At 70.3% G+C, this 24400-nt stretch carries 27 protein-coding genes; 20 read left to right on the forward strand and 7 right to left on the reverse strand.

Translation table 11 applies throughout. The features are described from left to right. Window position 1 precedes the first annotated feature (1 nt). The 4 genes from P8T65_RS36345 to P8T65_RS36360 form a co-directional block, all read right to left on the reverse strand. The gene (locus P8T65_RS36345; protein ID WP_316729446.1) at window positions 2-1003 is read right to left on the reverse strand and encodes a COX15/CtaA family protein; all 1002 of its coding nucleotides are present in this window, start codon (window positions 1001-1003) and stop codon (window positions 2-4) included. A gap of 112 nt (window positions 1004-1115) precedes the next feature. Continuing rightward, window positions 1116-1895, reverse strand: coding sequence for an ABC transporter permease (locus P8T65_RS36350; protein WP_316729447.1), 780 nt, complete (start codon window positions 1893-1895; stop codon window positions 1116-1118). Further along, window positions 1892-2815, reverse strand: coding sequence for an ABC transporter ATP-binding protein (locus P8T65_RS36355; protein WP_184895548.1), 924 nt, complete (start codon window positions 2813-2815; stop codon window positions 1892-1894). The genes P8T65_RS36350 and P8T65_RS36355 overlap by 4 nt, the downstream gene beginning before the upstream one ends. A gap of 10 nt (window positions 2816-2825) precedes the next feature. Next, window positions 2826-3659 carry an AAC(3) family N-acetyltransferase gene (locus P8T65_RS36360; RefSeq protein ID WP_316729448.1) on the reverse strand — a complete coding sequence of 278 codons (834 nt, stop codon included), beginning with the start codon at window positions 3657-3659 and terminating at the stop codon, window positions 2826-2828. A 183-nt stretch (window positions 3660-3842) separates the two neighbouring features. Here P8T65_RS36360 and P8T65_RS36365 point away from each other — a divergent pair, with 183 nt between their 5' ends. From P8T65_RS36365 to P8T65_RS36400, 8 genes are all read left to right on the forward strand, one after another. Further along, window positions 3843-4574: a metalloregulator ArsR/SmtB family transcription factor gene (locus P8T65_RS36365; protein WP_230214443.1), complete on the forward strand. Its 732-nt coding sequence runs from the start codon at window positions 3843-3845 to the stop codon at window positions 4572-4574. Continuing rightward, window positions 4571-5995, forward strand: a complete 1425-nt coding sequence (gene sufB / locus P8T65_RS36370; RefSeq protein WP_184895554.1) for a Fe-S cluster assembly protein SufB — start codon at window positions 4571-4573, stop codon at window positions 5993-5995. Before P8T65_RS36365 ends, sufB begins: the two co-directional genes overlap by 4 nt. Before the next feature lie 88 nt (window positions 5996-6083). Next, window positions 6084-7277, forward strand: a complete 1194-nt coding sequence (sufD, locus tag P8T65_RS36375) for a Fe-S cluster assembly protein SufD (protein WP_316729449.1) — start codon at window positions 6084-6086, stop codon at window positions 7275-7277. Continuing rightward, a complete protein-coding gene (locus P8T65_RS36380) occupies window positions 7274-7591 on the forward strand; it encodes a non-heme iron oxygenase ferredoxin subunit (protein WP_048585098.1) in 318 nt (105 codons plus the stop codon). The genes sufD and P8T65_RS36380 overlap by 4 nt, the downstream gene beginning before the upstream one ends. Window positions 7592-7598: 7 nt before the next feature. Continuing rightward, on the forward strand, window positions 7599-8363 hold the full coding sequence (sufC, locus tag P8T65_RS36385) for a Fe-S cluster assembly ATPase SufC (RefSeq protein ID WP_033527156.1): 765 nt from the start codon (window positions 7599-7601) through the stop codon (window positions 8361-8363). Further along, window positions 8360-9616: a cysteine desulfurase gene (locus P8T65_RS36390; RefSeq protein WP_230214440.1), complete on the forward strand. Its 1257-nt coding sequence runs from the start codon at window positions 8360-8362 to the stop codon at window positions 9614-9616. The genes sufC and P8T65_RS36390 overlap by 4 nt, the downstream gene beginning before the upstream one ends. A gap of 16 nt (window positions 9617-9632) precedes the next feature. Beyond that, window positions 9633-10103 carry a Fe-S cluster assembly sulfur transfer protein SufU gene (gene sufU, locus P8T65_RS36395; protein ID WP_184895563.1) on the forward strand — a complete coding sequence of 157 codons (471 nt, stop codon included), beginning with the start codon at window positions 9633-9635 and terminating at the stop codon, window positions 10101-10103. Then, on the forward strand, window positions 10100-10432 hold the full coding sequence (locus P8T65_RS36400; RefSeq protein WP_020130530.1) for a metal-sulfur cluster assembly factor: 333 nt from the start codon (window positions 10100-10102) through the stop codon (window positions 10430-10432). The genes sufU and P8T65_RS36400 overlap by 4 nt, the downstream gene beginning before the upstream one ends. Before the next feature lie 70 nt (window positions 10433-10502). Here the strand turns inward: P8T65_RS36400 and P8T65_RS36405 are convergent, their stop codons facing one another. Next, window positions 10503-11423 carry an AbfB domain-containing protein gene (locus P8T65_RS36405; RefSeq protein WP_316729456.1) on the reverse strand — a complete coding sequence of 307 codons (921 nt, stop codon included), beginning with the start codon at window positions 11421-11423 and terminating at the stop codon, window positions 10503-10505. Window positions 11424-11717: 294 nt separating this feature from the next. Between P8T65_RS36405 and P8T65_RS36410 the strand changes: the two genes are divergently transcribed. The 6 genes from P8T65_RS36410 to P8T65_RS36435 all read left to right on the forward strand — a co-directional run bounded on the left by P8T65_RS36410 (window position 11718) and on the right by P8T65_RS36435 (window position 16468). After that, entirely contained in the window at window positions 11718-12038 is a 321-nt protein-coding gene (locus P8T65_RS36410) for a multidrug efflux SMR transporter (protein ID WP_316729457.1), read from the forward strand. After that, window positions 12038-12574 carry a TetR family transcriptional regulator gene (locus tag P8T65_RS36415; protein WP_316729458.1) on the forward strand — a complete coding sequence of 179 codons (537 nt, stop codon included), beginning with the start codon at window positions 12038-12040 and terminating at the stop codon, window positions 12572-12574. Before P8T65_RS36410 ends, P8T65_RS36415 begins: the two co-directional genes overlap by 1 nt. A gap of 596 nt (window positions 12575-13170) precedes the next feature. Beyond that, window positions 13171-14160 carry a 2,3,4,5-tetrahydropyridine-2,6-dicarboxylate N-succinyltransferase gene (gene dapD / locus P8T65_RS36420; RefSeq protein ID WP_184895571.1) on the forward strand — a complete coding sequence of 330 codons (990 nt, stop codon included), beginning with the start codon at window positions 13171-13173 and terminating at the stop codon, window positions 14158-14160. Between the two features lie 104 nt (window positions 14161-14264). Next, window positions 14265-14489, forward strand: a complete 225-nt coding sequence (locus P8T65_RS36425) for a hypothetical protein (protein ID WP_184895576.1) — start codon at window positions 14265-14267, stop codon at window positions 14487-14489. Between the two features lie 189 nt (window positions 14490-14678). Next, window positions 14679-15236 (forward strand): SigE family RNA polymerase sigma factor, encoded by a 558-nt coding sequence (locus P8T65_RS36430; protein WP_316731840.1) that lies wholly within the window; start codon window positions 14679-14681, stop codon window positions 15234-15236. Then, complete coding sequence (locus tag P8T65_RS36435; protein WP_316729461.1) at window positions 15233-16468, forward strand: WD40 repeat domain-containing protein; 1236 nt, start codon at window positions 15233-15235, stop codon at window positions 16466-16468. The genes P8T65_RS36430 and P8T65_RS36435 overlap by 4 nt, the downstream gene beginning before the upstream one ends. Before the next feature lie 17 nt (window positions 16469-16485). On the opposite strand, the gene dapA is transcribed toward P8T65_RS36435, so the two are convergent. Further along, a complete protein-coding gene (gene dapA, locus P8T65_RS36440) occupies window positions 16486-17421 on the reverse strand; it encodes a 4-hydroxy-tetrahydrodipicolinate synthase (protein ID WP_316729463.1) in 936 nt (311 codons plus the stop codon). Window positions 17422-17603: 182 nt separating this feature from the next. Between dapA and P8T65_RS36445 the strand changes: the two genes are divergently transcribed. The 4 genes from P8T65_RS36445 (at window position 17604) to P8T65_RS36460 (ending at window position 21191) form a co-directional block, all read left to right on the forward strand. Then, window positions 17604-18065, forward strand: a complete 462-nt coding sequence (locus P8T65_RS36445) for a phage holin family protein (RefSeq protein ID WP_399101673.1) — start codon at window positions 17604-17606, stop codon at window positions 18063-18065. Then, a complete protein-coding gene (locus P8T65_RS36450) occupies window positions 18062-18328 on the forward strand; it encodes a DUF3618 domain-containing protein (RefSeq protein WP_268269386.1) in 267 nt (88 codons plus the stop codon). Before P8T65_RS36445 ends, P8T65_RS36450 begins: the two co-directional genes overlap by 4 nt. A 169-nt stretch (window positions 18329-18497) precedes the next feature. After that, entirely contained in the window at window positions 18498-19757 is a 1260-nt protein-coding gene (locus tag P8T65_RS36455) for an IS701 family transposase (protein ID WP_316729466.1), read from the forward strand. Window positions 19758-19928: 171 nt separating this feature from the next. Further along, the gene (locus P8T65_RS36460) at window positions 19929-21191 is read left to right on the forward strand and encodes an IS701 family transposase (RefSeq protein ID WP_316729468.1); all 1263 of its coding nucleotides are present in this window, start codon (window positions 19929-19931) and stop codon (window positions 21189-21191) included. A 476-nt stretch (window positions 21192-21667) separates the two neighbouring features. On the opposite strand, the gene P8T65_RS36465 is transcribed toward P8T65_RS36460, so the two are convergent. Beyond that, complete coding sequence (locus P8T65_RS36465; protein ID WP_316729470.1) at window positions 21668-22786, reverse strand: YihY/virulence factor BrkB family protein; 1119 nt, start codon at window positions 22784-22786, stop codon at window positions 21668-21670. A gap of 113 nt (window positions 22787-22899) precedes the next feature. On the opposite strand from P8T65_RS36465, the gene P8T65_RS36470 reads away from it, so the two are divergent. Both P8T65_RS36470 and P8T65_RS36475 read left to right on the forward strand, forming a co-directional pair. Then, complete coding sequence (locus tag P8T65_RS36470) at window positions 22900-23616, forward strand: antibiotic biosynthesis monooxygenase (protein WP_316729472.1); 717 nt, start codon at window positions 22900-22902, stop codon at window positions 23614-23616. A 115-nt stretch (window positions 23617-23731) separates the two neighbouring features. Continuing rightward, on the forward strand, window positions 23732-24385 hold the full coding sequence (locus P8T65_RS36475; RefSeq protein WP_316729473.1) for a winged helix-turn-helix domain-containing protein: 654 nt from the start codon (window positions 23732-23734) through the stop codon (window positions 24383-24385). Window positions 24386-24400 lie beyond the last annotated feature (15 nt).

The raw sequence follows: 24400 nt of genomic DNA on the forward strand, positions 1-24400 counted from the left end.
CTCAGCCGCGCGCCGCGACCGGCGCCTCGGCCGCCGCGGCGGGCACGTCGACCTCGTCCACCGGCCGCTCCCGCAGCGACAGCAGCACCCGCAGGGTCGCGATCCACACCAGGCAGGAGCCGAACATGTGGGCGCCGACCAGAACCTCGGGGAGGTCGGTGAAGTACTGCACATAGCCGAGGAGGCCCTGCGCGAGGAGGATCAGGAACAGGTCGCGGGTGCGGCGCAGCGGTTCGGCGGGGGCGTCCACGGCCTTGAGGACGAACCACAGGGCGAAGGTCAGCGTCACCACGATCCAGGCCAGCACGGCGTGCAGCTTGGTGACGTTCTCCCAGTTCAGCGGGATCCGCTCGACCTCGCTGGAGTCACCCGCGTGCGGGCCCGCGCCGGTGACGACCGTGCCCACCGCGATCAGCAGCAGCGTCACACCGACCAGGATCCACACCAGCTGCCGCACCGCCTGGCCGACCAGCGGACGCGGGGCCGTGTCGCCCTCGCCGGTGCGGTGCCACATCACGGCGGCGACGCCGATCAGCGCGGTCGACAGCATGAAGTGCGCGGCCACCGTGTAGGGGTTGAGGCCGACCAGCACGACGATGCCGCCGAGCACCGCGTTGCCCATGACGACCCAGAACTGCGCCCAGCCCAGCAGGGTCAGACTCCGCCGGTACGGCTTCTGGGAGCGCGCCGCGACGATGGCCCAGCCGACCGCCGCGCACAGCACGTACGTCAGCATGCGGTTGCCGAACTCGATGTAGCCGTGGACGCCCATCTCACGGGTCGCGGTGAGCGAGTCGTCGGTGCACTTGGGCCAGGTCGGGCAGCCGAGGCCCGACCCGGTGAGCCGTACGGCACCGCCGGTCACCACGATGACCACCGCCATGACGAGGGCGGCGAGAGCCGCGCGCCGGACCGTTCTGGGGTCCGGGGTCCAGCGTTCGGCGATGAAGGCGAGCGGGTTGCGCGCAGCGGAGACGAGGTCGTCGCGGGTCACTTTCGGCACGCCCCCATCGTAGGCCCGCCGCTTGTGCACGCATTCACGAGGGGGTGTGGCCCTGAGGTGCGGCAGGCGTGACCTGCCGCTCTTCACACTCCACACGCGAGGTGACCTGCCGCTATTCCCAGCGGAAGAAGCGGGCCGCCGCGCCCAGCCCGAGCACCGCCCACACGGCGAGGATCCCGAGGTCGCCCCACGGCATCCCGGCGCCGTGCTGGAGGACGTCCCGCAGCCCGTTCGACAGGGCCGCGATCGGCAGCAGCCCGAGCACGCTCTGCGCCGCGTCCGGGAACTTCTCCAGCGGGACCACGACGCCGCCGCCCACCAGCAGGAGCAGGAAGACGAGGTTCGCCGCCGCCAGCGTCGCCTCCGCCTTCAGCGTGCCTGCCATCAGCAGACCGAGGCCCGAGAAGGCGGCCGTGCCGAGGACCAGCAGGAGCAGCACGGCGAAGGGGTTGCCGTGCGGGTCCCAGCCCATCGCGAAGGCGATCACCGTGACCAGGACGACCTGGAGGACCTCCGTGACCAGCACGGACAGGGTCTTCGCCGCCATCAGGCCCCAGCGGGGGAGCGGGGAGACCGCCAGCCGCTTCAGCACGCCGTAGCGGCGCTCGAAGCCGGTGGCGATGGCCTGCCCGGTGAACGCCGTCGACATCACGGCGAGCGCGAGGACGCCGGGCGCGAGGAAGTCGATCGCCTCGCCCTCACCGGTGTCGACGATGTCCACCGAGCCGAACAGCACCAGCAGCAGCGTCGGGATGACGACCGTCAGGAGCAGCTGCTCGCCGTTGCGCAGCAGCATCCTCGTCTCCAGCGCCGCCTGCGCCGCGATCATGCGGGGGAGCGGGGCGGCACCCGGCTTCGGTGTGTAGGAGCCCGTGCCCGTACGCGCGGTCATGAACGCAGCTCCTTGCCTGTGAGCTCCAGGAAGACGTCTTCGAGGGTGTGCCGCTCCACCGAGATCCGGTCCGGCATCACCCCGTGCTGGGCGCACCAGGAGGTGACGGTCGCCAGGAGCTGCGGATCGACCTTGCCGGTCACCCGGTACACGCCGGGGGTCAGTTCGACGGCGGTGGAGTCCGCCGGGAGCGCCTTCAGCAGGGAGCCCACGTCGAGGGCGGGCCGGCCGGTGAAGCGCAGGGTGTTCTCGGCGCCGCCCCGGCACAGCTCCTCGGGCGAGCCCTGGGCCATGACCCGGCCGCCGTCGATGATCGCGACGTCGTCCGCGAGCTGCTCGGCCTCGTCCATGTAGTGCGTGGTGAGGATGACCGAGACGCCGTCCGCGCGCAGATCCCGGATCAGCTCCCAGGTGGCCCGCCGGGCCTGCGGGTCCAGGCCCGCGGTCGGCTCGTCGAGGAAGACCAGCTCGGGCCGGCCGACGACGGCCATCGCGAGGGCGAGCCGCTGCTGCTGACCGCCGGAGAGCCGTCGGTACGTCGTACGGCCGCAGCTGCCGAGGCCCAGGCGCTCGACGAGAGCGTCCACGTCGAGGGGGTGGGCGTGCAGCCGGGCCACGTGGCGGAGCATCTCCTCGGCGCGGGCGCCGGAGTAGACACCGCCGGACTGGAGCATCACGCCTATCCGGGGGCGCAGCGCGGCGGCCTCGCGGACCGGGTCGAGGCCGAGGACGGACACCGAGCCGGAGTCCGGCTCGCGGTAGCCCTCGCAGGTCTCGATCGTGGTCGTCTTGCCGGCGCCGTTCGGGCCGAGCACGGCGGTCACGCCCGCCCCGGCCACCAGGTCCAGGCCGTCCACCGCGGTCTTGTCGCCGTACCGCTTCACCAGGGACCGGACCTGGACCACGGGGTCACTTCGCATGGGCCCGAGTCTAGGTACGCGGCCGGGTGCCGAGACGGGCGGGTCCGGAGATCTCCTCCTCCCGGGGACGGTGCACGGGGAGCCAGCGCTCGGCGTACGCCACGGCGTCCACCACCGGGAACAGACGTACGTCCGCCCCGCCCACCCTGGTCCGGCGGATGCCGCGGTCGCGTTCGAAGTCGTACCCGAGCTCGTCGAAGCGGTCCGAGTCGATGGACACCTCGGTCACGACCTCCCAGCCGTCAGGTCCCGGCCGGCCGACTTCGACCAGGGGCGCGGGGATCCGGTACTCGGCCAGGTGGAAGCAGGTGCAGGAGTCGTAGCCCGCGCCGAGCAGCAGCACCCGGGCGCCCGCCGCCTCCAGCTGGGCCAGGGGGCTGCGCTCGCCCAGGCGGCAGTCGGGGGCGTGGTCCGCGAGGATCGCCGCCGCGCCCGGACCGATCGCCGCGAAGGATGTCTGCGGGTGCGCGCTGCGCAGGGCGCCCGGCCAGGTCCGTACGGTCTCGGGGATCACCCCGACCCCGCGGGTGGGGGTGGTCGTCGGGTCGTAGCCGGGCATGGTCGCCCGAATGGTCTCCCACCACTCCTCGGGCACGGGCGGACACGCCCAGAGCGCGGGGTCCGAGAGGTCGCCGGACTGGCTGGGGACGACCAGGGTGCCGTTCGGTCCGAGGGCGTCGAGCAGCGCGTGCACCACCGTCACGGGGCCTCCGCAGACCCACCCGAGCGAGCTGAGCGAGGAGTGCACGAGGAGGGTCTCGCCGGCCTCGACACCGGCGGCGCGCAGGTCCGCCGCCAAGCCGGCGCGGGTGACAAGAGGGCCGGTGGGAGGGGTTGTCGACATGGTGTGGCAGTCTTCCCGAGCGGCTTCGGCGACGCCACCGGTTCGATTGATCAGTGATCGTTTCCCCAGGTCAGCTTAGGTATACCTACAGGTCAGCTTAGGTGTACCTAAGTGATGCACGGCACCGCCCGCCCGTCCGGACGCGGCTTGCCCAGCTCTGAGGAATTACGCAACAATGGCGTTGTGAAAAACGTCGGCGAGGCTCCGCAGGAGGAACTCGCGACCGGTGAGCGGTCCACCCGCAACCGGGTCGCGCGGTCCATCCTGTCCCACGGCCCGTCCACCGTGGCCGACCTCGCCGGGCGTCTGGGGCTGACCCAGGCGGCTGTCCGCCGACACCTCGACGCCCTGGTCTCCGACGACGTCGTGCAGCCCCGCGAACAGCGTGTCTACGGCACGCGTACGCGCGGGCGCCCGGCCAAGGTGTTCGCCCTGACGGACTGCGGACGGGACGCCTTCGACCAGTCGTACGACAAGCTCGCCGCCGACGCGCTCCGCTGGATCGCCGACCAGGAGGGCGGGGAGCAGGCGGTCGCCGCTTTCGCCCGCGCCCGGGTCGCCGCCCAGGCCGGGGCCTACCGCAGGGCCGTCGAGGCCGCGGACCCCGATGAGAAGACCGAAGCCCTGGCCAAGGCCTTGAGCGCCGACGGGTACGCTGCTACGGCACGCAGTGCCCCCCACCCCCACCAGGGTGAGCAGCTCTGCCAGCACCACTGCCCGGTGGCCCATGTGGCCGAGCAGTTCCCGCAGCTCTGCGAGGCCGAGACCGAGCTCTTCGCCGAATTGCTCGGTACACACGTCCAGCGGCTGGCCACCATCGCGCACGGCGACGGCGTCTGCACGACGTTCATCCCCAGAATTTCCAAGACAGCCACCAACGCATCCGCAAGCACGGCCGGGAGGAACCCCGCATGACTCTCCCCATCGAGGAGACAGCCCACCCCGAGCTCGAGGGCCTGGGTAAGTACGAATACGGCTGGGCGGACTCCGACGAGGCCGGTGCCTCTGCCAAGCGTGGCATCAACGAGGACGTCGTCCGGGACATCTCCGCCAAGAAGAACGAGCCGGAGTGGATGACCAAGCTCCGCCTCAAGGGCCTGCGCCTGTTCGAGAAGAAGCCCATGCCGAACTGGGGCTCGGACCTGTCGGGCATCGACTTCGACAACATCAAGTACTTCGTGCGCTCCACGGAGAAGCAGGCGGAGTCCTGGGAGGACCTGCCCGAGGACATCAAGAACACGTACGACAAGCTCGGCATCCCCGAGGCGGAGAAGCAGCGCCTCGTCGCCGGTGTCGCGGCCCAGTACGAGTCCGAGGTCGTCTACCACCAGATCCGCGAGGACCTGGAGGAGCAGGGCGTCATCTTCCTCGACACCGACACCGCCCTGAAGGAGCACCCCGAGCTCTTCAAGGAGTACTTCGGCACCGTCATCCCGGTCGGCGACAACAAGTTCGCGTCGCTGAACACCGCGGTGTGGTCCGGCGGCTCCTTCATCTACGTGCCGAAGGGCGTGCACGTGGAGATCCCGCTCCAGGCCTACTTCCGTATCAACACGGAGAACATGGGCCAGTTCGAGCGGACGCTGATCATCGTCGACGAGGACGCCTACGTCCACTACGTCGAGGGTTGCACGGCCCCGATCTACAAGTCGGACTCCCTGCACTCCGCGGTCGTCGAGATCATCGTGAAGAAGGGCGCCCGCTGCCGCTACACGACCATCCAGAACTGGTCGAACAACGTCTACAACCTGGTCACCAAGCGCGCCGTGGCGTACGAGGGCGCGACCATGGAGTGGATCGACGGCAACATCGGCTCCAAGGTCACCATGAAGTACCCGGCCGTCTACCTGATGGGCGAGCACGCCAAGGGCGAGACGCTCTCCATCGCCTTCGCGGGCGAGGGCCAGCACCAGGACGCCGGCTCCAAGATGGTCCACATGGCGCCGAACACCTCCTCCAACATCGTCTCGAAGTCGGTGGCGCGCGGCGGCGGCCGTACGTCCTACCGCGGTCTCGTCGAGATCGGTGAGGGCGCCGCCGGATCCAAGTCGAACGTGCTGTGCGACGCGCTGCTCGTCGACACCATCTCCCGCTCGGACACGTACCCGTACGTCGACGTCCGTGAGGACGACGTGTCCATGGGCCACGAGGCGACCGTCTCCAAGGTCTCCGAGGACCAGCTCTTCTATCTGATGAGCCGTGGCCTCAGCGAGTTCGAGGCGATGGCCATGATCGTGCGCGGCTTCGTCGAGCCGATCGCGAAGGAGCTGCCGATGGAGTACGCGCTGGAGCTCAACCGGCTGATCGAGCTGCAGATGGAAGGCGCGGTCGGCTAAGCACCGCCCTCCGGTCCAGCAGCAGGCGGCCCGCCTCTCCGGGGCGGGCCGAAGATCGAAAACGTAGGAAGAGAGCAGACCGACAGCCATGGCTGAGGCTCAGAACATTCCGGTGGGCTCCACCACCGCCGGCTCGATCGCGGTGGCCGCCGAGTCGACCGTCGCCACGCGCATGAGCGCGCCCCCGTCCTTCGACGTGACGGACTTCCCCGTGCCGCACGGCCGCGAGGAGGAGTGGCGGTTCACCCCGCTGGAGCGCCTGCGCGGGCTGCACGACGGCACCGCCGTCGCCACCGGAGACGGCCTGAAGGTCGACGTCCAGGCCCCCGAGGGCGTCACCGTCGAGGCCGTCGGCCGCGACGACGCCCGCCTCGGCAGGGCCGGCACCCCGGCGGACCGCGTCGCCGCCCAGGCCTACTCGGCGTTCGAGAAGGCCGGCGTCATCACCGTCCCCAAGGAGACGGTCCTCGCCGAGCCGATCCGGATCGCCGTGCACGGCGAGGGCGGCACCGCCTTCGCCCACCAGGTGATCGAGCTGGGTGCCTTCGCCGAGGCCGTCGTCGTCATCGACCACACCGGTGACGCGGTGCTCGCCGCCAACGTCGACTACGTCCTGGGCGACGGCGCCAAGCTGACCGTCGTCTCGGTGCAGGACTGGGACGACAAGGCCGTGCACGTCGCCCAGCACAACGCCCTCATCGGCCGGGACGCGAGCTTCAAGTCCGTCGTGGTGACCTTCGGCGGCGACGTCGTCCGTCTCCACCCCCGGGTCGCCTACGCGGGCACCGGCGGCGAGGCCGAGCTGTTCGGGCTCTACTTCACCGACAAGGGGCAGCACCAGGAGCACCGCCTCCTGGTCGACCACAACACCCCGCACTGCAAGTCGAACGTGGTCTACAAGGGCGCGCTCCAGGGCGACGGCGCCCACGCGGTCTGGATCGGCGACGTGCTGATCGAGGCCAAGGCCGAGGGCACCGACACCTACGAGATGAACCGGAACCTGGTCCTCACGGACGGCGCCCGGGTCGACTCCGTGCCCAACCTGGAGATCGAGACCGGCGAGATCGTCGGCGCCGGCCACGCCTCGGCGACCGGCCGCTTCGACGACGAGCAGCTCTTCTACCTGATGGCCCGAGGCATCCCGGCCGACGAGGCCCGCCGTCTCGTCGTCCGCGGCTTCTTCGCCGAACTGGTCCAGCAGATCGGTGTCGACGACATCCAGGAACGCCTCCTTGCGAAGATCGACGAGGAGCTGGAGACCGTGTCTGGATCAGGCCGATGACCTTCGTACGCGCTTGCGGACTGAGCGAGCTGGAGGAGGACACCCCGAAGCGGGTGGAACTCGACGGCACGCCGGTCTCGGTCGTACAGACCGAGGGGGAGGTGTTCGCCATCCATGACATCTGCTCCCACGCGAACGTCTCGCTCTCCGAGGGCGAGGTGGAGGACTGCCAGATCGAGTGCTGGCTGCACGGCTCCAGCTTCGACCTCCGCACCGGCAAGCCGTCCGGCCTTCCCGCGACGCGCCCTGTCCCCGTATACCCCGTAAAGATCGAAGGGGACGACGTGCTCGTCTCCCTCACCCAGGAGTCCTGAGGCACCCATGGCAACGCTTGAAATCCGAGACCTGCACGTCACCGTCGAGGCCGACAACGCCACGAAGGAGATCCTCAAGGGCGTCGACCTCACCGTGAAGCAGGGCGAGACGCACGCCATCATGGGCCCCAACGGCTCCGGCAAGTCGACCCTCGCCTACTCCCTCGCGGGTCACCCCAAGTACACGATCACCGGCGGCACCGTGCTGCTCGACGGCGAGGACGTCCTGGAGATGTCCGTCGACGAGCGCGCCCGCGCGGGCCTGTTCCTGGCGATGCAGTACCCGGTCGAGGTCCCGGGCGTGTCCGTGTCGAACTTCCTGCGGACCTCCGCCACCGCCATCCGCGGCGAGGCCCCCAAGCTGCGCACCTGGGTGAAGGAGGTCAAGGAGGCCATGCAGCGCCTCAACATGGACCCCGCCTTCGCCGAGCGCAACGTCAACGAGGGCTTCTCCGGCGGTGAGAAGAAGCGCCACGAGATCCTCCAGCTGGAGCTGCTCCGGCCGAAGGTCGCGATCCTCGACGAGACGGACTCCGGTCTGGACGTCGACGCGCTCCGGGTCGTCTCCGAGGGCGTCAACCGCGTCCGCGAGACCGGCGAGGTCGGCACCCTGCTGATCACGCACTACACGCGCATCCTGCGCTACATCAAGCCCGACCACGTGCATGTCTTCGCAGGCGGCAAGATCGTGGAGTCGGGCGGCCCCGAGCTCGCCGACAAGCTGGAGAACGAGGGCTACGAGGCATACACGAAGGGTGGCGCATCCGCGTGACACAGCTGCCGGGCCTCCTCGACACCGAGGCGATCCGCAAGGACTTCCCCATCCTGGACCGTCAGGTCCACGACGGCCGGAAGCTCGTGTACCTGGACAATGCGGCGACCTCGCAGAAGCCGCGCCAGGTGCTGGACGCCCTGAGCGAGTACTACGAGCGCTACAACGCCAACGTCCACCGCGGTGTGCATGTGCTCGCCGAGGAGGCCACGGCGCTGTACGAGGGCGCGCGGGACAAGGTCGCGTCCTTCATCAACGCGCCCAGCCGCGACGAGGTGATCTTCACCAAGAACGCCTCCGAGTCGCTGAACCTCGTGGCGAACATGCTGGGCTGGGCCGACGAGCCCTACCGCGTGGACTCCGAGACCGAGATCGTCATCACGGAGATGGAGCACCACTCCAACATCGTGCCGTGGCAGCTGCTCTCGCAGCGCACGGGCGCGAAGCTGAAGTGGTTCGGGCTGACCGACGACGGCCGGCTCGACCTCTCCAACATCGACGAGATCATCACCGAGAAGACGAAGATCGTCTCCTTCGTGCTGGTGTCCAACATCCTCGGCACCGTGAACCCCGTCGAGGCGATAGTGCGCCGGGCGCAGGAGGTCGGTGCCCTGGTCTGCATCGACGCCTCGCAGGCCGCGCCGCACATGCCGCTGGACGTGCAGGCGCTCCAGGCCGACTTCGTGGCCTTCACCGGCCACAAGATGTGCGGTCCGACGGGCATCGGCGTGCTCTGGGGCCGCCAGGAGCTCCTGGAGGACCTGCCCCCGTTCCTCGGCGGCGGCGAGATGATCGAGACGGTGTCGATGCACTCGTCGACGTACGCCCCCGCCCCGCACAAGTTCGAGGCGGGCACCCCGCCGATCGCGCAGGCGGTCGGCCTCGGTGCGGCGATCGACTATCTGAACTCCATCGGCATGGACAAGATCCTCGCCCATGAGCACGCGATCACCGAGTACGCGGTGAAGCGGCTGACGGAGGTTCCGGACCTCAGGATCATCGGCCCCGCCACGGCCGAGGACCGGGGCGCGGCGATCTCCTTCACCCTCGGCGACATCCACCCGCACGACGTGGGCCAGGTGCTCGACGAGCAGGGCATCGCGGTCCGGGTCGGCCATCACTGCGCCCGCCCGGTCTGCCTGCGGTACGGAATTCCCGCGACCACCCGAGCGTCGTTCTATCTGTACTCCACGCCGGCCGAGATCGACGCCCTGGTCGACGGTCTGGAGCACGTACGGAACTTCTTCGGCTGAGGGGACGAGCGATCGCATGAAGCTGGACTCGATGTACCAGGAAGTCATCCTGGACCACTACAAGCACCCCCACGGGCGGGGCTTGCGGGACGGTGACGCCGAGGTACACCACGTGAACCCGACGTGCGGCGACGAGATCACCCTGCGAGTGAAGTACGACGGCACGACCATCGAGGACGTGTCGTACGAGGGCCAGGGCTGTTCGATCAGCCAGGCCTCGGCCTCCGTGCTGAACGACCTCCTCGTCGGCAAGGACCTTGACGACGCGCGGAAGATCCAGGAGACCTTCCTGGAGCTGATGCAGTCCAAGGGGAAGATCGAGCCGGACGACGCGATGGAGGAGGTGCTGGAGGACGCGGTCGCGTTCGCCGGTGTCTCCAAGTACCCCGCCCGGGTCAAGTGCGCCCTCCTCAGCTGGATGGCGTGGAAGGACGCGACGGCCCAGGCGCTGGGCGCCGACGCCGACGTCGAAAGGAAGACGGCATGAGCGAGACCCTGGAGATGAAGCCGGCCTCCGAGGAGGAGGTCCGCGAGGCCCTGTACGACGTCGTCGACCCCGAACTCGGCATCGACGTCGTCAACCTCGGCCTGATCTACGGCATCCACATCGACGACGCGAACATCGCGACGATCGACATGACCCTGACCTCGGCGGCCTGTCCGCTGACGGACGTCATCGAGGACCAGGCCAAGTCCGCCACGGACGGCCTTGTCAACGAGCTGCGCATCAACTGGGTCTGGATGCCCCCGTGGGGCCCCGACAAGATCACCGACGACGGCCGTGAGCAGCTTCGGGCGCTCGGGTTCAACGTCTGAGACATGACATGGGTGTGGCCCCCGGCGAATCGCCGGGGGCCACACCCATGTCCGCGGTGGTGTCCTCCGGTCAGGAGAAGCCCTTCACCAGGCTGAACGTGGCGTCCGCGTAGAAGTAGCCGCTGTTTTCGGCGCGTTCCAGGCGGAGCTGGAAGCTGCGGTGGCGGACGAAGTAGCCGGGGTAGTTCACCGACTCCAGCAGGATCGAACCCGAGTAGCCCGAGCGGGGGCAGAAGGTGGCGTCCTGCTGGAAGAGGCGGGAGCCGTCGTTGCCGGACGCGCGGAGCACGAAGTTCTGGTGGCGCACATAGCGGCCGTCGGCCATGCGGAACGAGTAGCAGGAGGAGTTCGCGAGGCCGGAGACGACCTTGAAGGAGGAGTCCTCCTTGGTCTCGCTGCCACTGCGGGAGCTCACCTGGTCCAGCTGGATCACACCGTCGCGCAGATGCCAGTAGCGGTCCGGGTAGTTGACGGACCGTACGGACTTGCGCGTGGTCGACCTGGACGGCGGCTTCTTCGTGGGCGCGGGCGCCTTCGACGGCTCGGTGGTCGGCTTCGCGCCGCCCTGCTGCTTGTCGTCGGACGCGTCGGAGCCCTTGGAGCCGTCGGCGCCCTTGTCCTTGCCCTCGCCGTTCTTCGCGTCGGCCTCGGAGCCCTGCGGCTCCGACAGACCGCTCTTGCCGTCCGGTGCCGAGGTCGCGGGGGGAGACGTGGGCGGCAGCGAGAGGGCGGGGAGCACCCGGTCGTCGGCGGCGGTGGTGCGTCCGTTCTTCTCCGACGAGTCGTCAGGTCCGCTGCCCTGGAGGGTGATCGCGGTGACACACGACGACACGACGGCGAGGGCCAGGGCGCCGGCCAGCCAGAGGCGGCGCGTGCCCGGTATTCGGGTGTCGTTCGGGGTGACACCCGTCTCCCAGACCTTCGCGGATCTGAGCACCGGAAGGCTGGGCGTGGTCTGGTCCGGATCAGTGCCGGGCTTTCTTGGCGGCATGCGCGGTTCCTTCGGCGTCGCCAAGGCGGACGCGAATCGTCATGCGGATCAGGGAGGGTGGTACGTGTCACCCGTGTGTGCAAACCCTGGCGGTCGTCACACAATCGGGAGATTGACCGTTGAAACAGTAGTGGACCAAGGGGTGTGCGGGGAGCCCTTTCCGAGAGCGCTTCCATAACGGAACGGCCCCGAATCCAGGGCCTCTTGGGCTTCCGTGGCGGTCAATTCCACCCATAAGCGCGCCTGTGCCGCGCGATGTGTACAGGCGTACGCATCATGTGTACGATCGTACACATGGGATATCTGTTGCTCGCCGCGGCCATAGCCGCCGAAGTGGCCGCCACCACCGCCATGAAGTACAGCGAGGGCTTCAGCAAGCTGTGGCCCTCCCTGGTGACCGGGGTGGGGTACCTCATCTCCTTCGTCCTGCTCGCCCAGGCGCTGAAGTCGATGTCGATCGGCACCGCCTACGCGATCTGGTCCGGCGTGGGCACCGCGACGGTCGCCGCCCTCGGACTGGTGCTCTTCGGGGAGGCGTTGAGCTTCGCCAAGGTCGCCGGGATCGTGCTGATCATCGCGGGGGTCGTGGTGCTGAACCTGGGAGGCGCCCACTGATGGCCCGGCGCTACGACCCCGAGCGGCGGCAGCGGATCATCGACGCGGCGATCCGCGTCGTGGGGGAGAAGGGCATCGCCGGGCTGAGCCACCGCACCGTGGCCGCCGAGGCGGACGTCCCGCTCGGTTCGACGACGTACCACTTCAAGACCCTCGACGACCTCATGGTCGCCGCGCTGCGACAGGCCAACGAGCGGTACGCGAAGGCCGTCGTCGCCCGTGAGGCCCTGCGGGACCCCGGCACCGATCTCGCCGCCGAACTGGCCGCGCTGGGCGGCGAATGGTTCGCCGGCGACCGTACGGGCCTGGAGGTGGAGTACGAGCTCTACCTCGCCGCCCTGCGCCGCCCCGCCCTCCGGCCCGTCGCCGACGAGTGGGGCCGGGGCTTCGCCGAGTGCCTCGCCGAGCGCACCGACCCGGTCACCGCGCGGACCCTCGTCGCCCTCGTCGACGGCATCTGCCTCCAGGTCCTGCTGACCGGGGCGCCGTACGACGAGGAGTACGCGCGGGAGGCGCTGGCACGGGTGATTCCCTGAACCGCGAACCTCTTCCGGCCCATCGGCGAACAGGAGGTGACACGAAAGCCGGCGAAGGAGAGCGGCTGTGACGAGCGGGGGGAGAACCTGGTGAACGGACCTCCGCCACGGGTGGGCGGCACGGCGGGTGGGCGCGAGGCGAGGCGGACGTGAGGCGAGGCGGACGTGAGGCGAGGCGGGTGCCGCCGAGATCGCCTCCCTCCTCGACGCCGACGTCCAGCCGCCCCTGGGGCTGGCCGGCCTCGCGGGGCGCCGCGCCAGCACTGAGCCAGGGCACGGCCGTCGGCCGGCGCTGGTTGAACGACCCGGAGACGTACGGCGTTCTCGGTACGCAGCACGTTCTCGGTGCGCAGCACATCGAGGGCGGCAAGGTGGGCGGCGGAGACTGCTCGTCGCCACGGCCGTCGTGGACGAGGCGGGCGAGCGCGGCTGACGTTCGCCGCCCGGGGCCGGGCAGCCCGTCCCACGGGGGTGGGCGGGCCGCTCCACGGGGGTGGGCAGGCCGACCGACCCCGTATGTCCGTAAAGTGCCCGGCCCCTGAGACGCCCCCGGCGCGGGTTGGCCCGGATGTGCCCCGGGCGGTTAGGTTGCCCTCATGACCGACACGACTGCTCCTCGTACCACCGGCGCCGTGGCCGCCGGCCTCGCCACGATCGCCGCCGACGGCACCGTCCTCGACACCTGGTTCCCCGCGCCCGAGCTCGCCGCCGAGCCGGGCCCCTCCGGCACCGAGCGGCTGACCGCCGAGCGCGCCGCGGAGCTGCTGGGCGGCGGCGCGACCGCCGCGATCGGGCAGGACACGCGCCGCGGTGTCGAGGTCGTCGCGGTCCGCACGGTCATCTCCTCGCTCGACGAGAAGCCGATCGACACGCACGACGCGTACCTGCGCCTCCACCTGCTCTCCCACCGCCTGGTCAAGCCGCACGGTCAGAGCCTGGACGGCATCTTCGGCCTCCTCGCCAACGTCGCCTGGACCTCGCTCGGCCCGGTCGCCGTGGACGAGCTGGAGAAGGTACGCCTCAACGCCCGTGCCGAGGGCCTGCACCTCCAGGTCACGTCGGTGGACAAGTTCCCGCGGATGACGGACTACGTGGCCCCCAAGGGAGTCCGGATCGCCGACGCCGACCGCGTCCGGCTCGGCGCGCACCTCGCCGAGGGCACCACGGTCATGCACGAGGGCTTCGTCAACTTCAACGCCGGCACCCTCGGCACGTCGATGGTCGAGGGCCGGATCTCCGCCGGTGTCGTCGTCGGGGACGGCTCGGACATCGGCGGCGGTGCCTCCACGATGGGCACGCTCTCCGGCGGCGGCAACGTCATCATCTCCATCGGCGAGCGCTGCCTGGTCGGCGCCGAGGCGGGCGTCGGCATCGCGCTGGGCGACGAGTGCGTCGTCGAGGCCGGCCTCTACGTCACCGCCGGCACCCGCGTCACCATGCCCGACGGCCAGGTCGTCAAGGCCCGCGAACTCTCCGGCGCCTCGAACATCCTCTTCCGCCGCAACTCGGTCACCGGCACGGTCGAGGCCCGCCCCAACAACGCGGTCTGGGGCGGCCTGAACGAGATCCTGCACAGCCACAACTGACCCCGTAAGGGTTGCTCGGCGTGACCTTCGTGCGGTGTAGGCAGATGAACTGTCGGACGCAGTGTCCGATGAGTCGCCGAACCGATGAGATGAGGGGCCGAGGGATGAGGAACGACCGGGCGAGGACCGTGGCGCGAGTGGTCATGGCAGGGCTGGCCGCGGTGCTGGTGTGCGGGGTGTCGGCCGGGGCCGCGCACGCCGACGAGACCAACCATGCCTCGCACAACGGTCCCCGGATCGGACTCGTCAACGTCGGGCAGGTCGACGACCCCATGGAGGACGTGCTGGAGCACACCCTGCTGTTCGGCGACGGGTACCGCTGGGGCTGATCGCACGCCGGTACGGCCGGCACGGCTTGCCGTCACAGGGCCAGGGGCCCGTACGCGTTCACGCGCGTACGGGCCCCGAGCCGTTCCCCGGTACTTTTCTTCGTCGGCCCGGCATAGCGGTGGGCGGGGCGGCGCGTCTCAAGGGGCACAGGGCGGACACAGGGGCCGCCGGGGGAAGAGAAGGTGACGATGGATGCCGCGGGGCAGGAGAGTTTCCGGGAGTTCGTGGCCGGGCGGTCGTCGGCGCTGCTGAAGACGGCCGTGCTGCTGAGCGGCGGGGACCGGCACGCCGCCGAGGACCTGTTGCAGAACGCGCTGATCAAGGCGGCCGGGCGCTGGCAGCGGATCGACGAGCCGGAGGCGTACGTACGGCAGATCCTCTACCGGCAGCAGGTCAGCCGCTGGCGGCTGAAATGGCGGCGGCGCGAACTGACCGTCGCCGAGCCGCCCGAGAGCGGCGGCGGTGTCGACGGCGTGGCCGGTGTCGAGCTGCGGCTGGTGATGCGCGGGGCGCTGGCCCGGCTGACCGCCCGGCAGCGGACCGTACTGGTGCTCCGCTACTTCGAGGACCTGCCGGAGGGCGAGGTGGCCCGGATCCTCGGGTGCTCCGTGGGGACCGTACGGTCCACGACTCACCGCTCGCTCGCCCGACTGCGCGAACTCGCGCCCGAACTGGCCGCGCTCGGATTCGCCGCGGCCGAGCAGCAGCCGTCCCGTGACTTCTCGCCCGTGGAGGTGCGTCCGTGAACGTCGATGAACTGGTGCGCGACTCGCTGCGCGAGCAGGCCGCCGAACAGCCGCCCCTGGCAGTGGACTTCGCCGAGCGAGTGCTGACCGTCCGGCGCCGCCGCCGGACCCGCAGGCTCGCCACCGTCGCCGCGGCCACCGCCGCCGTGGTCGCCGTCGCGGTGGCCGTGCCCCTGCTGGACTCCGGCAAGGACCAGGTACGGCTCGCCACCGAGATGAACAAGAGCGACATCATCGCCCACCCCGACCAGTCGCCACCGCGCGACCTGATCGCGGCCGGGGACGTGGCGCTGGCCGCGTACTGGACCGGGGACACCGTGATCAACAAGAAGAAGGACACCGCCGTCCGGAAGCGTTCCTACTCGATCCTCGACCAGAAGACCGGCAAGTACGTCGCGGACTCCCGCTGGTCCATGGTCGCGGTCGCCCCCGGCATGCGAACCGCCGCCGTCCTGGAGATGGAGCTGCCCACCAAGCGGATCGGGCTGCTCGACCTGCTCACCGGCGAGGTCGAGCGCTGGATCCCGGTGGACCGGGGCGTGGCGAGCGTGGAGTTCTCGGCCGACGGCACCAGGATCGTCGCCACCACCTACAGCAAGAACCCCGACGTGCTGACCAAGGCGGCCAACGACGCCGACGGCGACGGCAAGAAGAACGACTACATGCCGTTGCACTCCGAGTCGTACCGGACCGGCTTCTACATCGTCGATGTCGACTCCGGCCGCAGCGAGTGGAGCGCGGTCCCGCCGGAGAGGGAGGAGGAGCTGTTCTTCGTCAACTCCCGTCAGGACTTCTCCTTCAGCGGTGACGGCAAGCTGGTCCGCTCCGGGCTCAGCATGGAGCCGCACGACCAGTACTACGACCTGAAGGGTGGCAAGGTCGCCAAGCCGGCCGACGAGAAGTACCTGACCTGGTCGGTGGAGGCGCGGCTCTCCCCGAACGGCAAGCTCGCCGCCGGTGGTTTCGCGGGCAGCGCCAAGACCACCGCCTCCGAGATCCTCGACCCCCGCACCGGCAAGCGGCTCCACAAGGTCCGCGGTCAGCAGCTGCTCGCCTGGGTCGACAACGAGCGGCTCATCGCCTGGGACATCGCGGCCGACGGCAGCAACGAGTTCCACAACGGTCTGGTCCTGGTCACCATCGGCAGCGACAGGACGATCCCGCTCAGCGGCGCCCGCAAGGGCAACGACGGGGCTCCCGGGCGCTGGAACCCGGTCTTCGCCACCCGCTGACCGACCGGCGTCGAGTCTCAGGCGGTCACCAGCCGGTCGTACGCCGCCAGCAGCCCGTCGGTCATCTCCTGACCGGCGGGCCGCAGCGGTGCGCGGACCGGGCCGGAGGGGAGACCGAGTCGGCCGAGGAGCGCCTTGGCCGTGACGGAGCCGGGCAGGCCGGAGGCCATCATCAGCTCGGTGAGCGGGACGGTCAGCCGCTGGAGGCGGGCCGCCTCGACCGTGTCTCCGGCGTCGAACGCGTCGAGGATCGAGCGGAAGTGGCGCGGCACCGCGTTCGCTACCGTCCCCACGTAACCGGACCCGCCGATCGCGTAGAGCGCGAGGACGTACTCGTCGCAGCCTGTGTAGTACGCGAGCCCCGTCTCGGCCAGCACCTTCTGGGTGCCGAGGAGGTCGTACGCGCAGTCCTTCACCGCCACGATCCGGGGGTGGTCCGCGAGCCGGATCATGGTCTCCGGGGCGATGCGGGTACCGGTGCGGCCGGGAATGTCGTACAGGGCCACGGGCAGCCCCGTGGCCTCGGCGAGCTCGCGGAAGTGGGCCTCCACGGCGTCCTGCGGGGGCCTGCTGTAGTACGGCGTGACCGCCAGCAGGCCGTCCGCGCCCGCCTTCTCGGCCGCCAGTGCCAACTCCACCGTGTGCCGGGTGTCGGCGGTGCCCACCCCGGCCACGATCGCGGCCCGCTCGCCGACCGCAGCGCGTACCGCGCGGATCAGCTCCGCCTTCTCCGTGTCCGTCGTCGTCGGCGACTCGCCCGTCGTACCGGACAGCACCAGCCCCTCGCACCCCTCCCGCACCAGCCGGTCGGCCAGCCGCTGGGCCCCGTCCAGGTCGAGCGCGCCGGACGCCGTGAAGGGGGTCACCATCGCGCAGAGGGCGCGGCCGAAGGGGGTGGGGCGGTGGACGCGAGTCGGAGGAGCCGCAGGAGCTGTGAGAGTCAAGGGAGCCATGGGGGTAAGTCTCGGCGGGCACATTGTGAAGCTCCACTTAATTCTCCTACGAGATATGCGGAAGCCTTGCTACGGAGAGGGGCGTCTGCTGCCTGGCCACGGGTGGATGTGCTGGTGAGCGCAGGGGTAGTGCGAGCCGGTGGGGGTACTCGGGGCGTCCCGATGTGTGAGGAGGCGACACCGTGACCGGGACCACCGAGACCAGGCCCACGCGATTCGTGCGCTCTGTGCGATCCGCGCGTCCGGGGCTGGCGGAACACGACCATCACTCCGTGGGCGAGCTGGTGGGGCAGGCCACCGAGCAGCTCTCCCAGCTCGTACGACAGGAGGTCGCCCTCGCGAAGGAGGAGCTGGCCGAGAAGGGACGGCGCGCGGGGCGCGGCGGTGGGCTCCTCGGCGCGGCCGGCGCCGTCGCCTACGTGGGGTTCATGACGCTGGCTGCGGCGGGAGTCGCGGCGCTGTCGCTGGTGCTGGACGTGTGGGCCGCCGCGCTCATCGTCATGGCCGTGCTGTTCGTGATCGCCGGTGTACTGGCCGCCATGGGGCGCGCGCAGTTGCGGCGGGCCACACCTCCCCGGCCGGAGCTGGCGCTCGACAGCGTCAAGGCCGACGTGGACGAGATCAAGGGGAGGGCCCGGCGATGACGCACGCATCCGGTACGGCCGGTGCTTCCGGCGGCGCGACCAATGGTTCCGTGGGCGCCAAGGGGCCCGACGAACTGCGGCGGCAGATCGAGCAGACCCGGGCGCAGCTCGGTGACACGGTCGAGGAGCTGGCCGCCAAGGCCGATGTGAAGGCGAGGGTGCACTCCGCGTGGGAGCGGGTGCCGCGGGAGGCGGTGGTGGTGGGCGGCGCGACCGTCGCGGTGGCCGCCGCAGGGGTGCTGGCCTGGCGCCACTATCACTAGAAGCGTCCTGAAGATCTTGAAAATGCGCCCGGCTTGCCCTACTTGATGGCGATTGACATTTACCGGCGATTCAGGGTGAGTCGGGCGGCCAGAGCAAGATCTTCAGCGGTCTCCTAGTAGGGCTCCGTTACGTCTGTCTGTCGGTCCTGTTTGGGGGAACGCTGAAGGTGTGGACGCACATGAAGTGAACCGGGCTCGGGCGACGTTGGCGTTGTTCGTGGCTGACGTGTTCGCGTCGGTGCCGCGTAAGGATCAGCGGGCGAAGGGCGACTGCTACCTGCGGGGACTGATGCTGGACGGACGGCGGAAGTCGATCCAGCCGATGGCGGAACGGCTGCCGGACGGCAACGAGCAGAACCTGCAGCAGTTCGTGAACCAGTCGACGTGGGATCCGGTGCCGGTGCGGCGGCGGATCGCCCAGCGGATGGTGCCGAGAATCGGCCCGGAGGCGTGGGCGGTCGATGACGTGTCGTTCCCCAAGGACGGGAAGATGTCGGTGGCGGTCGCGCGCCAGTACTGCGGGGCGCTGGGCAAGCGGGCCAACTGCCAGGTCGCGGTGAGTGTGCACGCGGTCTCCGACACGGCGTCCTGTCCGCTGCAGTGGCGGATGTTCGTGCCCGAGGAGTGGGCGGACGATGCGGTGCGGCGCCAGAAGACCGGGATACCGCCGGAGGTCGGGCACCGGGAGAAGTGGCGTCTGGCCCTGGACATCCTCGACGAGCTGGCCGGGTGGGGGCTGGTTCCGCCGGTGCTGGTCGCCGACGCCGGCTACGGGCAGAACGCCGACTTCCGCGACGGTCTGAGCGAGCGGGGCATCGGCTATGTCGTGACGGTCCACCCGCACGACGTGCGGCCCACCGCCCCGGCGTGGTCCGGGAACGGTCGCAGGCCGCAGCCCCGCTACCGGGACAAGCCGTCCTCGGTGGCAGCGCTGGCTCAGGAGCACGGACGGCAGGCGTTCACCGAGGTGACCTGGCGTGAAGGCTCCCGCGGGCCGATGCACTCACGCTTTCTGGCGCTGCGGGTGCGGCCGGCCGGGGTGAGGGCCCGCCGTCTGGCCCAAGCCGCCGCCACTGCCGAGCACGGCCACTGGGACGGTGTCCTGCCCGAGGTGACGCTGCTGGTCGAATGGCCCGCCGGCGCCGAAGCACCCACCGACTACTGGCTGTCCAACCTGCCCGCCGACACACCGATCACCGAACTGGTCCGCCTGTCCAAGATCCGCTGGCGCATCGAGCACGATTACCGGGAACTCAAGCACGGCCTCGGCCTGGACCACTTCGAGGGCCGCTCCTGGAACGGCTGGCACCACCACGTCACCCTGGTCACCGCCGCCCACGCCTTCCTCACCGAACAGCGCCTGTCCCCAAAAGCCGATACAGCGGACTCACCCTCTACCAGATCCTCGACGCCATCCAGGACCTGCTGAACTGCTGGACCGGCACCTGCACCACCTGCCACCGCCCCCTGCCCAGAACATCCACCACCAGCCAGAACCCAAGAGCCAGAGCAACCTAACGGAGCCCTACTAGTAGTGCTTGGTCAGGTTCACTCGCCGGTGGCGTGTCCGTTTGATCGCTTGTTCCGTTGACCTGTTGTGATGGGTGGGGAGCTTGCCGCGGTCCGGTGTGATCTGGAGGACTTCGCGGCAGAGATGTTCGAGCCGTTCGCGCGGGCGGATCAACGCCGGTGGGGAACGGTCTATCTGCGGGGCCTGCTGCTGGACGGGCGGCGCAAGTCGGTGGAACCGATGGCCGCCCGCCTGGGCGAGGACGGCAACCGGCAGGCCCTGGCGAACTTCATCACCACCAGCCCGTGGGACGCGGCGCATGTCCGCGCCCGCCTGGCCTGGCGGATGCAGCAGGTGGTCAAGCCGACCGCGCTGATCGTGGATGACACAGGCTTCCTCAAGGACGGGGACGCCTCGGCGTGTGTGGCCCGGCAGTACACCGGCACCGCGGGCAAGGTCACCAACTGTCAGGCCGGGGTGTCCCTGCACCTGGCCTCCGACGACGCGTCGGCTGCTGTCGACTGGCGTCTGTTCCTGCCCGAGAGCTGGGATCCCGCCTCGTCCAAGGCCGATCCGGGCAAGGTGGCCCGCCGCACCACGTGCGGCATCCCCACCGACGTCGGACACGTCGAGAAGTGGCAGCTGGCCCTGGACATGATCGACGAGACCAGGTCGTGGGGCATCGACGTCCCGATCGTCGTCGCCGACGGCGGTTACGGCGATACCGCAGCCTTCCGGCTGGGCCTGGAAGAACGCGGGCTCGGCTACGCGGTCGGCATCTCCACCACGACCACCGCCCACCCGGAAACGGCACGGCCGCATACCCCGCCCTACGGCGGTCGCGGCCCTCGGCCCCAGCCGGTTTATCCCGAGGCGGCCAGGACGGTGAAGAAGCTGGTCATCGAGGCCGGCAAGCAGACAGCCCGGCCGGTGCAGTGGCGGGAAGGCTCCCGCCCGGGCAGCGGCCGCAGCGGCGTCAAGCGCATGTACTCCCGCTTCGTGGCCCTGCGCGTGCGGCCCGCCGGACGCGAGATCCGCAAAGCCTGCGACGGCCCGGAACTGCCCGTCTGCTGGCTGCTGGCCGAATGGCCCGCCGACCAGCCCGAACCCGTCCAGTTCTGGCTGTCCAACCTTCCCGCCGACACGGCGCTGGCCACCCTCGTGCGCACCGCGAAACTACGCTGGCGCATCGAGCACGACTACCGCGAGATGAAGCAGACCCTGGGCCTGGCCCACTTCGAAGGCCGCACCTGGCGAGGCTGGCACCACCACGTCACCCTCGTCTCCGTCGCACACGCCTTTTGCACCCTTCAGCACATCACCCGGTCCCCAAAAGAGACGGCGCCGGCCTGAGCCTCTACCAGGTCGCCCGCGAACTGCAGCTACTCCTCGCGGTCTGGACCGGCGCCTGCCCCACCTGTCACCGCAACATGCCAGAACCGATACCGACCTGACCAAGCACTACTAGGCCCTGTCGTCGCATTCCCGTCGTCGCCCGGAGGGCGGCCTGGCGGCGTCGTGGGGGTACCTCCCGGTCGAGCGCAGCCGAGACCGGGGGAGCGTGCTCTCGGCGTGCCGGGCACTGACCCGCGTACCGGACGTACTCGGGTCGGTGCCCGGTGCGTCGAGAGCGCGTGCATGGCGTCGCGGGGCGGGCGGGAATGTGACGCCAGGGCCTAGGGGCGGCCGACTCCCGGCCGGCTGTTCCGGCGGGGGGTGACTGACGCCTGCGCCGCATGTGCCTACGGTGCGAGCGCCTGACGCCTGCGCGGCTCCCCCCGGTGGTGGTGGGCATGCCGGGCGTCGGGCGTCGGGCGTTGGCTGTTGGCTCACTCCTCTGCCGACCAGCCCGGCGAACCCGATGAGCTCGGCGAACCCGTCGTGCCCGTCGTGGTGCTCGGCGAACCCGTCGTGCCCAGCGTGCCCGTCGTCCGGGCGCGGGCCTCCCGCAAGGCGCGCAGGCGAGGCGGCCAGGTGCGGGTGTCGCGTGGCTCCACGTAGGGCTCTTCCGTGGGGGAGCGGCCCTCGGCGATGGCGCGCTCTCGGGAGAGCTCCGCGTCGAATTCCAGGCCCAGGAGAATCGCCAGGTTGGTGAGCCAGAGCCAGATGAGGAAGACGACGGCTCCGGCCGGCGCGCCGTAGGTCTTGTTGTACGAGCCGAAGTTGGCCGCGTAGACGGCGAAGCCCGCAGACGCGGCGAGCCAGATCAGCGTCGCGAGGACTCCGCCGGGGCTCACCCAACGGAAGCCCCGGCCACGGACGTTGGGCGCGGCCCAGTACAGCAGCGCGATCATCAGCGTCACCAGGATCAGCAGGACCGGCCACTTGGCGATGTCCCAAAGCGCGATGGCCGCGTCGCCGAGCCCGATCGTCGTGCCGGCGCGTTCGGCCAGCGGACCCGTGAAGACGACGATCAGCGCGCTCGCCGCCAGCACCAGCATCAGCACGAGGGTCAGGACGATCCGCAGTGGCGTGAGCTTCCACACCGGGCGGCCCTCCGGCAGGTCGTACACCGCGTTGGACGTACGGATGAACGCCGCCACGTATCCCGACGCCGACCACACCGCCGCCAGCAGGCCGACGATCGCCAGCACCCCGCCCGTACCGCCGCTGTCTCCCAGTTGCACGACCGCGTCCCGCAGGATGTCCCGCGCGGGGCCCGGGGCGAGGTCGCCGATGTTGTCCAGGATCCTGTCCGTCGCGCGCTGTCCGACGACCCCCAGCACCGACACCAGCACCAGCAGCGCGGGGAAGAGTGACAGGACGCCGTAGTACGTCAACGCGGCGGCCCGGTCGGCGAGTTCGTCGTCCTGGAACTCCTTGACGGTGCGCCGCACCACCGCCCACCACGAGCGCCCCGGCAGTCCGGTGGGACCGCCCTCCACGCCCTCCCCGCCGGTCCCCGGCGCCTTTCCCACCCGCTCGGCCTCCGGCCGCCTCTGCTCCATGACCGGCGGGTCTCCCGAAACCCGGCCCCGAATCGTGGACTTGACCTGAATCCTGGTTGAGGTTGAAGGGTGGTCGGTGCGCGCACACCGAGTACCGATCATGGGAGAGCAGCATGAGCACGACCCGTCGTACGGACCTCCACCCCGTCCTCGACCGCCCCGACGTCGGGGCGTCCCTCTTCAGCACCTGGGAGGTGGGCACCCCCGAGCGGCAACGCCGGACCGTCGAGGCCATCGCCGACACCTGGGAGCGGCGGCCGTGGCCGACGGAGGGGCTGTTGGGGTACTTCGTCTACACCGCCGAGGACGGTTCCGGCCTGCTGCACCATTCGCAGTGGGCCGACGAGCAGGCGTACGAGGCCTTCGTCAAGACGCGGCGGCAGGAGCGCAACGACGCCATCGACACCGCCGTCCCCGGGATCGAGCGGGTGGGGCTGCACCGCTATCGGCGGTACCGCAGTCTCACGGGTGGGCAGGACCGTACCGCACACGTGCCCGGGTGTGTCGTGATCGTCGACGTCGCGTTCGACGGTCCGGACCCGGCGCGACAGCGTGCCTGGGTGGACGCCGTGGAGGAGGCGCTCGCCGCCGAGCCGGACGCGCATCCCGGCGGTATCTCCGCCCACTTCCACCTCGGCACCGACGGCACCCGCGTCCTCAACTACGCCGAGTGGGAGACCGCCGAGCATCACATCGACGCCATGGCCGCGCCCGGCGAAGGCGTCGGCTCGCCCTCACCGCTCTGGCAGCGCGTACAGACCTGGCCCGGCCTGCTGGAGACCGGCTCGGTCAAGCGGTACGAGTACGCCCTCGGCCTCGTCCCCGGCTGAGCCCGACGGCTCCCCGTCCCGGAAGCGACCGCGCGACCGGGACCATCGCGCGCCATCACTCACCGAAAACTGGAACCGTCTGGACAAAAAAAGTTTTCGGTGAGACGGTAGAGCCATGTTGGACGTCACCGTGATCGAGGACCCCGAGGCGGCGGCCGTCTCGCTGGACCCCATACGTGCCCGGCTGCTCGCCGAGCTGGCGGCCGGTCCCGCGTCGGCGGCCATGCTGGCCGGGAAGGTAGGGCTGCCCAGGCAGAAGGTGAACTATCACCTCAAGGCGCTGGAGAAGCACGGTCTGGTCGAGCTGGCGGGGGAGCGCCGCAAGGGGAACGTCACGGAGCGGCTGATGCGGGCCACGGCCGCGTCGTACGTGATCTCGCCGCTCGCGCTCGCCGCCGTACAGCCGGATCCGGACCGTTTCCGGGACCAGCTCTCCGCGCGCTGGCTCCTGGCGCTCGGCGCCCGGCTGGTCCGGGACGTCGGCACGCTGATCACCGGCGCGGCCAGGGCCCGCAAGCGCCTCGCGACCTACGCCCTCGACGGCGAGGTCACCTTCTCCTCGGCCGCCGACCGTGCCGCCTTCGTCCAGGAGCTCACGGCGGGGGTGAGCGCGCTCATCAGCAAGTACGACGCCCCCGACGCCCAGGGCGGCCGGGGCCACCGGATCGTGGTCGCCGTCCACCCGACGGTCAAGCCGCGGCCCGCCGACGATACCGGCCGGCCCGAGGTGCTCGCACTCCCCGTCCAGCCCGAACCGCCCGCCCGGTGAGACCCGTTGAGGAGC

This window comes from Streptomyces sp. 11x1, assembly GCF_032598905.1.
GTDB lineage: Bacteria > Actinomycetota > Actinomycetes > Streptomycetales > Streptomycetaceae > Streptomyces.